This is a genomic window from Amycolatopsis ruanii (assembly GCF_003385175.1).
Lineage (GTDB): Bacteria > Actinomycetota > Actinomycetes > Mycobacteriales > Pseudonocardiaceae > Amycolatopsis_E > Amycolatopsis_E thermalba.
On record NZ_PQHY01000085.1, the window covers coordinates 20,507 to 27,248 of the forward strand.

A 6,742-nucleotide genomic window follows, 5' to 3' on the forward strand; every position below is an offset into this window, starting at 1 on the left:
GGTTCCGGGGCTTTTCCGGTTACGCGCCCTGCGGGGTGACCGCGCGCAGCACCGGCCGCACCAGGGTCGCGCCCACCAGCAGGATCGCGGCGGCGCCGAGGCACGCGGCTTGCCAGCCGTCGCCCGCGTTGTACAGCAGGCCCGCCGAGAAGGTGCCGATGGTGGCGCCGAGGAGTGTCGCGCTTTCGTAGATGCCCATCGCGCGGCCGAGGCTGACACCGGCCGCCTCCGCGACGATCTCCTGCTCGACCGGAACCGCCGCGGCGAACGCGGCCGCCGACAGCACCCACATCCCCGTCAGCACCGCCGGGTTCGGCGCGAACGACAGCCCGGCGGCGAAGACCGCGCTGGACCCCATCGCCAGCGACAGCACCGTCGTGCGGCCCAGTCGTCCGGTGACCTTGTGCAGGTACTCCGGCAGTGTCGTGTAGACGATGAACCCGGGCAGGAAAACCCCGGCGATCTGGGGCAGCTCCAGGTGGTGCCCGCGCTGCAGGTGCAGGAGCAGGAGCAGCGCCACGCCCGCCTCGGCGAGCGCGGTGATGACGACGAGCAGGAGCATCGGCCGCAGCCGACGGCCCAGCTGGCCGAAACCCTGGCCGCCCGCCTTTCGCGGTGCGGGGACCGGACCGGCCGGCGCGAGCATCACCACCGCCGCCACCGCGCACGCCGCCGCGCCCAGCCAGAACACTCCGCGGTAGTCGATCCGGGACACGAGCGACATCGCGGCCACGAAGGCCACCCACGTGCCCCCGCCCTCGGCGGCGAACAGCTTGCTGAACGCGGCCTTGTCGGCGCCCAGCCCCTCCCCCACGCGCGCCCGCAGCGACACCCAGAACACCGCACCGCCGACACCGCCGAGCACCGCCGCCGCGAACGCCGGTCCGAGACCGGGCGTGGCCGCGTACCCGGCGAACGACAGTCCATACAGGACGGCCCCGAACGCGGCCAGGCGTCCCCGGTCCACCCGGTCGGCGAGCGCCCCCGCCACCGGGCGCACCACGAACGACACCAGCGTCTCCAGCGCGGTCAGCGCCCCCACCTCGGCCGCGCTCGCCCCCAGCGCCGTGCCCGCCCACAACGGCAGGAAGAAGTCCAGGACCTCGACCGGCCCCCGCGTCAGCGCCGCGGCCCACTCGTTCTGCTGGGCACGCCCCTTGCCCGCCATCCCGTCCCCCCAGTTTTCAGGATACGATCGTATCTTAAAACCTCCGCTCCTAGGATGACAACCGTGCCCAAGATCGTCGACCGGCCCCAGCGCCGCCGCGAGATCGCCGAAGCCCTGCTCCGGCTGATCGCCCGGGAGGGCATCGAGACGGTCAGCGTGCGCACCGTCGCCGCCGAAGCCGGCCTGTCCCCGGGCGCCGTGCAGAAGTACTTCTCGACCCGCGAGGAGCTGTTCCACTTCGCCTTCGACCTGACCAGCGAACACATCGAGCGGCGCTGGATGAAGGTGCCGCAGGACCACCTGCTCACGATGCTGCGCGCCCTGGTCGCCGAGGCCCTGCCGCTGGACGACCAGCGCCGCGCCGAGGTGATCGTCATCCTCGCCTTCACCGCCCGCGCCGCCGTCCTGCCGCACTGGGCGCACCACCTCCGCCACGGCTACGGCTTCCTGCGCGAGCAGACCACCGACTTCCTCGACCAGGCCCAGCGCCAGGGCCACATCCGCGACGACCTGGACGCCGGAAGGCTCGCCGACATCGTCATGGCCCTCACCGACGGCTTCGCCCAGCACCTGCTCCAGGCCGAGCCCGGTTCGGAGCTGCACCGCCGCCTGCTCGGTTCCCTCGAGCTCGCCCTCACGGAGCTGCTCACGCCGCGCGCGGCAGAATGACGGCATGCTGCCCAGCACCGAGTTCGCCCTGCTCCGCCGCCTGTCCCTGGAACAGGCGAACGGCCGCGCGCCGTCGATGGTCGCCGCGGTCGTCCGCGACGGCGAGGTCGCCTGGTGGGGCGCGCGGGGCACCGTCGAGGGCGACGCGCCCGACGACGACACCCAGTACCGGCTCGGCTCGATCACCAAGTCGCTCGTCGCCGCGCTCGTGATGCGCCTGCGCGACGAGGGCCGCCTCGACCTCAACGACCCGCTGGACAAGCACGTCCCCGGCACCAGCTTCGGCGCCTCGACGGTCGGCCAGCTGCTCTCGCACACCGGCGGCCTGACCGCCGAATCGCCCGGCTCCTGGTGGGAGCGCACCGCGGGCGGCGACTGGGCCACCCTGGAGGCGAGTCTCGCGCGGAACGCGCTCAAGAACCGCCCGGGCAGCCGCTTCCACTACTCCAACGTCGGCTACGGCGTGCTCGGCGAGCTGATCGCCCGCCACCGCGGCACCGACTGGCTGACCGCACTGAACCGCGAGGTCCTCGAACCGCTGGACATGTCGCGCACGACCCCGCACCCGCGGGGCAGGCACGCACGCGGCTGGGCCGTGCACCCGTTCGCCGACCTGCTGCTGCCCGAGCCCAGCCCGGACGCCGGCGCGATGGCCCCGGCCGGCCAGCTGTGGTCGACGGTCCGCGACCTGGCGCGCTGGACGTCGTTCGTCGGCGGCGACACCGCGGACGTGCTCAGTCCGGACACCGTCGCCGAGATGCGCGCGGTCGCCACGGTGGACGACGCCGACACCTGGACCTCCGGCTACGGCCTTGGCCTGCAGGTCCTGCGGCACCAGGGCAAGCGGCTGGCCGGGCACACCGGGTCGATGCCCGGGTTCCTCGCCTGCTCGCTGGTCGACGAGTCCACCGGCACCGGCGCGCTGACCTTCGCCAACGCCACCACCGGCCCGGCCATCCTGGGCCTGGTGGTGGACCTGATCGCGATCGCCGACGAGCACGAGCCGAACCTGCCGGCGGAGTGGCGGCCGTCCGAGGTCGACCGCGCCCTGCTCACCCTCACCGGCCTGTGGCACTGGGGCCCGACGCCGTACCACCTGCGGCTGCTCCCGGGCGGCATGCTGAGCCTCGCCCCGGTCAGCGGCATGGGCCGGGCGTCCCGGTTCCGCCCGGTCGCCGAGGACGAGTGGCTCGGCCTGGACGGCTACTACGCCGGTGAAACCCTGCGCGTCGGCCGCGACGCCGACGGGACGCCGCGGCACCTGGATCTGGCCACGTTCATCTTCACGCGCACCCCCTACGACCCGGCCGCGCCCATCCCCGGCGGCGTCGACCCGGAGGGCTGGCGTACCGCATAGTGGGACCGCCACCGGCGTTACGCACCGGAAACGCGACCTGCGAGACTGGGCGCATGACCGATGAGCTGACCATTCCGGCAGAACTGAAGCCCTCCGACGGGCGCTTCGGCTGCGGACCGTCCAAGGTCCGGGCGGAGCAGCTGGCGAACCTCGCGTCCGAGGGCGCCGCGTACATGGGCACCTCCCACCGGCAGAAGCCGGTGAAGTCCCTCGTCGGACGGGTGCGCTCCGGTCTGTCCCAGCTCTTCTCCCTGCCCGAGGGCTACGAGGTCGTGCTCGGCAACGGCGGCACCACGGCGTTCTGGGACGCCGCCGCGTTCGGCCTGGTCGACGAGCGGGCCCAGCACTTCACCTACGGCGAGTTCTCGTCGAAGTTCGCCAAGGTGACCTCGGACGCGCCGTTCCTGGGCGACTCGATCGTCGTCAAGGCCGAGCCGGGCAGCGCCCCGGAGATCGCCTACGAGCCGGGCGCGGACCTGGTCGGCTGGGCGCACAACGAGACCTCGACCGGTGTCGCGGTGCCGGTGCGGCGCCCCGCCGGCAGCGAGGGCGCGCTCGTCGCGATCGACGCCACCTCGGGCGCCGGCGGCCTGCCGGTCCAGGCCGAGGACTTCGACGTCTACTACTTCGCGCCGCAGAAGTGCTTCGCCTCCGACGGCGGCCTGTGGCTGGCCCTGATGTCGCCCGCGGCCGTCGAGCGCGTGGAGAAGATCGGCAACAGCGGCCGGTGGATCCCCGAGTTCCTGTCGCTGACCACGGCGCTGGACAACTCGCGCAAGGACCAGACGTACAACACCCCGGCGGTGGCGACGCTGTTCCTGCTGGCCGACCAGATCGAGTGGATGCTCTCCAACGGCGGCCTGGACTGGGCGGTCTCGCGCACGAAGGACTCCTCGACGCGGCTGTACGAGTGGGCCGAGGAGACCAGCTACACGGTGCCGTTCGTGAAGGACCCGTCGCTGCGCTCGCAGGTCGTGGGCACCATCGACTTCGTCGACGAGATCGACGCGGCGAAGGTCGCCAAGGTGCTGCGCGCGAACGGCATCGTCGACGTCGAGCCGTACCGCAAGCTGGGCCGCAACCAGCTACGCGTCGGCATGTTCCCCGCGATCGAGCCGGGCGACATCACGGCGCTGACGAGCTGCATCGAGTGGGTCGTCGAGCGGATGGGCGACTAGTCCCAGCACCAGGAGCAGCAGGACGCCGACGAGGACGTAGCTCTCGGCCAGCGGCCAGACGCTCCGGTGGTCCCACAGCGGGCTGACGACGAACACGACTGTCGCGAGGGCGGCGGTTCCGAGCACGAGTGGCCGGAGCCGCCGCCCTCGCCACGTCAGGACGCCGATCACCGGCGCCGCCCACACCCAGTGGTGGGTCCAGGACACCGGCGAGACCAGCAACGCGCCGAGGGCGCACGCGAGCAGCGCGACCACGGCGTCGGCGCGGCGCATGACCAGCACGGTGACGACGAGCGTGACGGCCACCGCGACCAGCCAGGCCCAGGCCGGGGCGCCGAGCCGGGCGAGCAGGCCGTGCAGGGACTGGTTGCCGATGTAGCCGGGGTCGCCGACCCGATCGCCGGCGAAGACGAGCTTCGTCCAGCAGGTGACCGACGCCTGCGGCGCGATCGCCCACGCGAGCAACGCGCAGCCGGCGAACGTCCCGATCGCCCGTGCGGCGGCGCGGAAGTCCTTGCGCAGCAGGAAGAACAGCACGAACGCGGCCGGGGTCAGCTTGATCGCGGCGGCGAGCCCGACCAGGAAACCGCGGCGGCGGACCGGGGCCAGCGCGTCGACCGCGACGGGCAGCACGAGCAGCAGGTTGATCTGGCCGAACCCGAGCGTGGCGCGCACCGGTTCGCTGAACAACGCGACGGCCTGCACGACCAGCGCCAGGCCGCCGAACACGTGCAGCCGCCGGTCGTAGTGCCGGAAACACAGCGCGACGACCACACCGAGCGCGACGACGGACACGATGGTGATACCGACGAGCGCGACGTCCGCCGGAACCACCAGCAGCGGCGCGAAAACGAACGCGGCGAACGGCGGATAGGTGAACGGCAGCAGCGTGCCGTTGCGGGTGGGCGGCAACGGGCCGTACGGGTCACCGCGGTCGAAGAACGCCTGCGCGCCGAGCCGGTAGACGTCCAGATCCAGCCCGTCCAACCGTTTCCAGGCCAGCAGGATCCCGACCAGCACGACCTCGATCGCCACGCCCGTGGCCAGAACCCGCCGCCCCATCGCGCAATCCTCGCGGATCCCGATCACCGGGGTGTCCTCCGGGTGGCCGAACGGGTGGAACTGCTGCAAGATCGACCAAAAAGTGTCGGCGCGCCTGCCCCGTCAAGCGGACGCGCCGACCTACCGTGAACACCCGAAGGTGAAGTCAGGAGGAGGCAGCGGATGCGGACGCTGAGGGTGGTCGGGCTGCACGAGGACGGTAAGTCCATCGTGTGCGAAGACCCGGCGCGGCGCGAGCGTTTCCTCCTGCCCGCCGATGAGAAGCTGCGTGCGGCCGTCCGGGGCGATGTTCCCAGGCTCGGGCAGATCGAAATCGAGACGGAGAGCCAGATGCGACCACGCGAGATCCAGGCCCGGATCCGGGCCGGCGAGTCGGTGCAGCAGGTCGCGGACACCGCCGGGGTGGCGGTGGAGCGGGTGGAGCGGTTCGCGTACCCGGTGCTGCTGGAGCGGTCCCGGACCGCCGAGCTGGCGCAGTCGGCGCACCCGATCCGCGAGGACGGCCCGGACGTGCGCACGCTCGGCGAGATCGTGGCCTACGCGTTCGGTGTGCGGGGTCAGGACTACTCGCAGGCCACGTGGGACGCCTGGCGCGGCGACGACGGCCGGTGGATCGTGGCGCTGCGGTGGACCGCGGGGCGCTCGGACAACGCCGCGCACTGGCAGTTCTCGGCCGGTGCGCACGGCGGCACGGTCACGGCGCTGGACGAGCACGCCGAGGACCTGCTGGACCCGCACCGCACGCCGCGGACGCTGCGGGCGGTGGGCGCGGAGGCGGAGGCCGAGGCCGAGCCGGCGGACGAGGAGCCGGCGCAGCCCACGCTGGACATCGACGCCCAGCCGGACCCGGCGGCCGCCAAGCCGAAGCCGAAGAAGAAGGCCCACCCGGCGGTCCCGGCCTGGGAAGACGTGCTGCTGGGAGTCCGCAGCCAACGAGGCTGAGCCAGAGGACGGCGCGCCAGCGCCGTGCCCCGACCCCAAGGTAGCTGGGTGGTCATCCCGTCGCCTGACACCGGAACGATCACCTTGAGCCAGGGCCGCAACATCCCCGCTCACGCGAGATGACATGCCAACCTTGCGGCCCTGGCTCAAGGTGATACACACAAACCGGAAGGCGACGGGATGACCACCCAGCGACCACCTCGCCAAGACGAGACGAGGCACCCCTTGGTCATCCCGGAGCCTGCCCGTCCGGCGAGGACATCTTTTGATCTTTAGAGGTGACGCAGGGCAGACGAAGCACCCTCACCGCGCCACCGGCCCCACCCCGGACCGCCGCCCCGGGGCCAGCGACGCGTGCCGCTGCCC

At 72.5% G+C, this 6,742-nt stretch carries 6 protein-coding genes; 4 read left to right on the forward strand and 2 right to left on the reverse strand.

The annotated features are described in order from the left end of the window. Positions 1-19 precede the first annotated feature (19 nt). Complete coding sequence (locus tag D0D28_RS30490; protein ID WP_116114500.1) at positions 20-1,168, reverse strand: MFS transporter; 1,149 nt, start codon at positions 1,166-1,168, stop codon at positions 20-22. A 54-nt stretch (positions 1,169-1,222) separates the two neighbouring features. Here D0D28_RS30490 and D0D28_RS30495 point away from each other — a divergent pair, with 54 nt between their 5' ends. Genes D0D28_RS30495 through serC form a run of 3 tightly spaced genes read left to right on the forward strand, consistent with a single transcriptional unit; the run spans position 1,223 to position 4,372 of the window. Further along, positions 1,223-1,837, forward strand: coding sequence for a TetR/AcrR family transcriptional regulator (locus tag D0D28_RS30495; protein ID WP_116114502.1), 615 nt, complete (start codon positions 1,223-1,225; stop codon positions 1,835-1,837). A gap of 4 nt (positions 1,838-1,841) precedes the next feature. Further along, on the forward strand, positions 1,842-3,194 hold the full coding sequence (locus D0D28_RS30500) for a serine hydrolase domain-containing protein (protein ID WP_116114504.1): 1,353 nt from the start codon (positions 1,842-1,844) through the stop codon (positions 3,192-3,194). Between the two features lie 53 nt (positions 3,195-3,247). Then, positions 3,248-4,372 (forward strand): phosphoserine transaminase, encoded by a 1,125-nt coding sequence (gene serC, locus D0D28_RS30505; protein ID WP_094009070.1) that lies wholly within the window; start codon positions 3,248-3,250, stop codon positions 4,370-4,372. On the opposite strand, the gene D0D28_RS30510 is transcribed toward serC, so the two are convergent. Then, complete coding sequence (locus D0D28_RS30510; RefSeq protein ID WP_240323423.1) at positions 4,280-5,503, reverse strand: glycosyltransferase 87 family protein; 1,224 nt, start codon at positions 5,501-5,503, stop codon at positions 4,280-4,282. The two genes, serC and D0D28_RS30510, sit on opposite strands and share 93 nt — an antisense overlap. Before the next feature lie 93 nt (positions 5,504-5,596). Here D0D28_RS30510 and sepH point away from each other — a divergent pair, with 93 nt between their 5' ends. Beyond that, on the forward strand, positions 5,597-6,376 hold the full coding sequence (gene sepH, locus D0D28_RS30515; RefSeq protein WP_094009069.1) for a septation protein SepH: 780 nt from the start codon (positions 5,597-5,599) through the stop codon (positions 6,374-6,376). Positions 6,377-6,742 lie beyond the last annotated feature (366 nt).

Bases quoted from the DNA above. Each gene is read 5' to 3' on its own strand.
- D0D28_RS30495 (WP_116114502.1), top strand. From the start codon at position 1,223: ATGACAACCGTGCCCAAGATCGTCGACCGGCCCCAGCGCCGCCGCGAG.
- sepH (WP_094009069.1), top strand. From the start codon at position 5,597: ATGCGGACGCTGAGGGTGGTCGGGCTGCACGAGGACGGTAAGTCCATC.
- D0D28_RS30500 (WP_116114504.1), top strand. From the start codon at position 1,842: ATGCTGCCCAGCACCGAGTTCGCCCTGCTCCGCCGCCTGTCCCTGGAA.
- D0D28_RS30490 (WP_116114500.1), bottom strand. From the start codon at position 1,168: ATGGCGGGCAAGGGGCGTGCCCAGCAGAACGAGTGGGCCGCGGCGCTG.
- serC (WP_094009070.1), top strand. From the start codon at position 3,248: ATGACCGATGAGCTGACCATTCCGGCAGAACTGAAGCCCTCCGACGGG.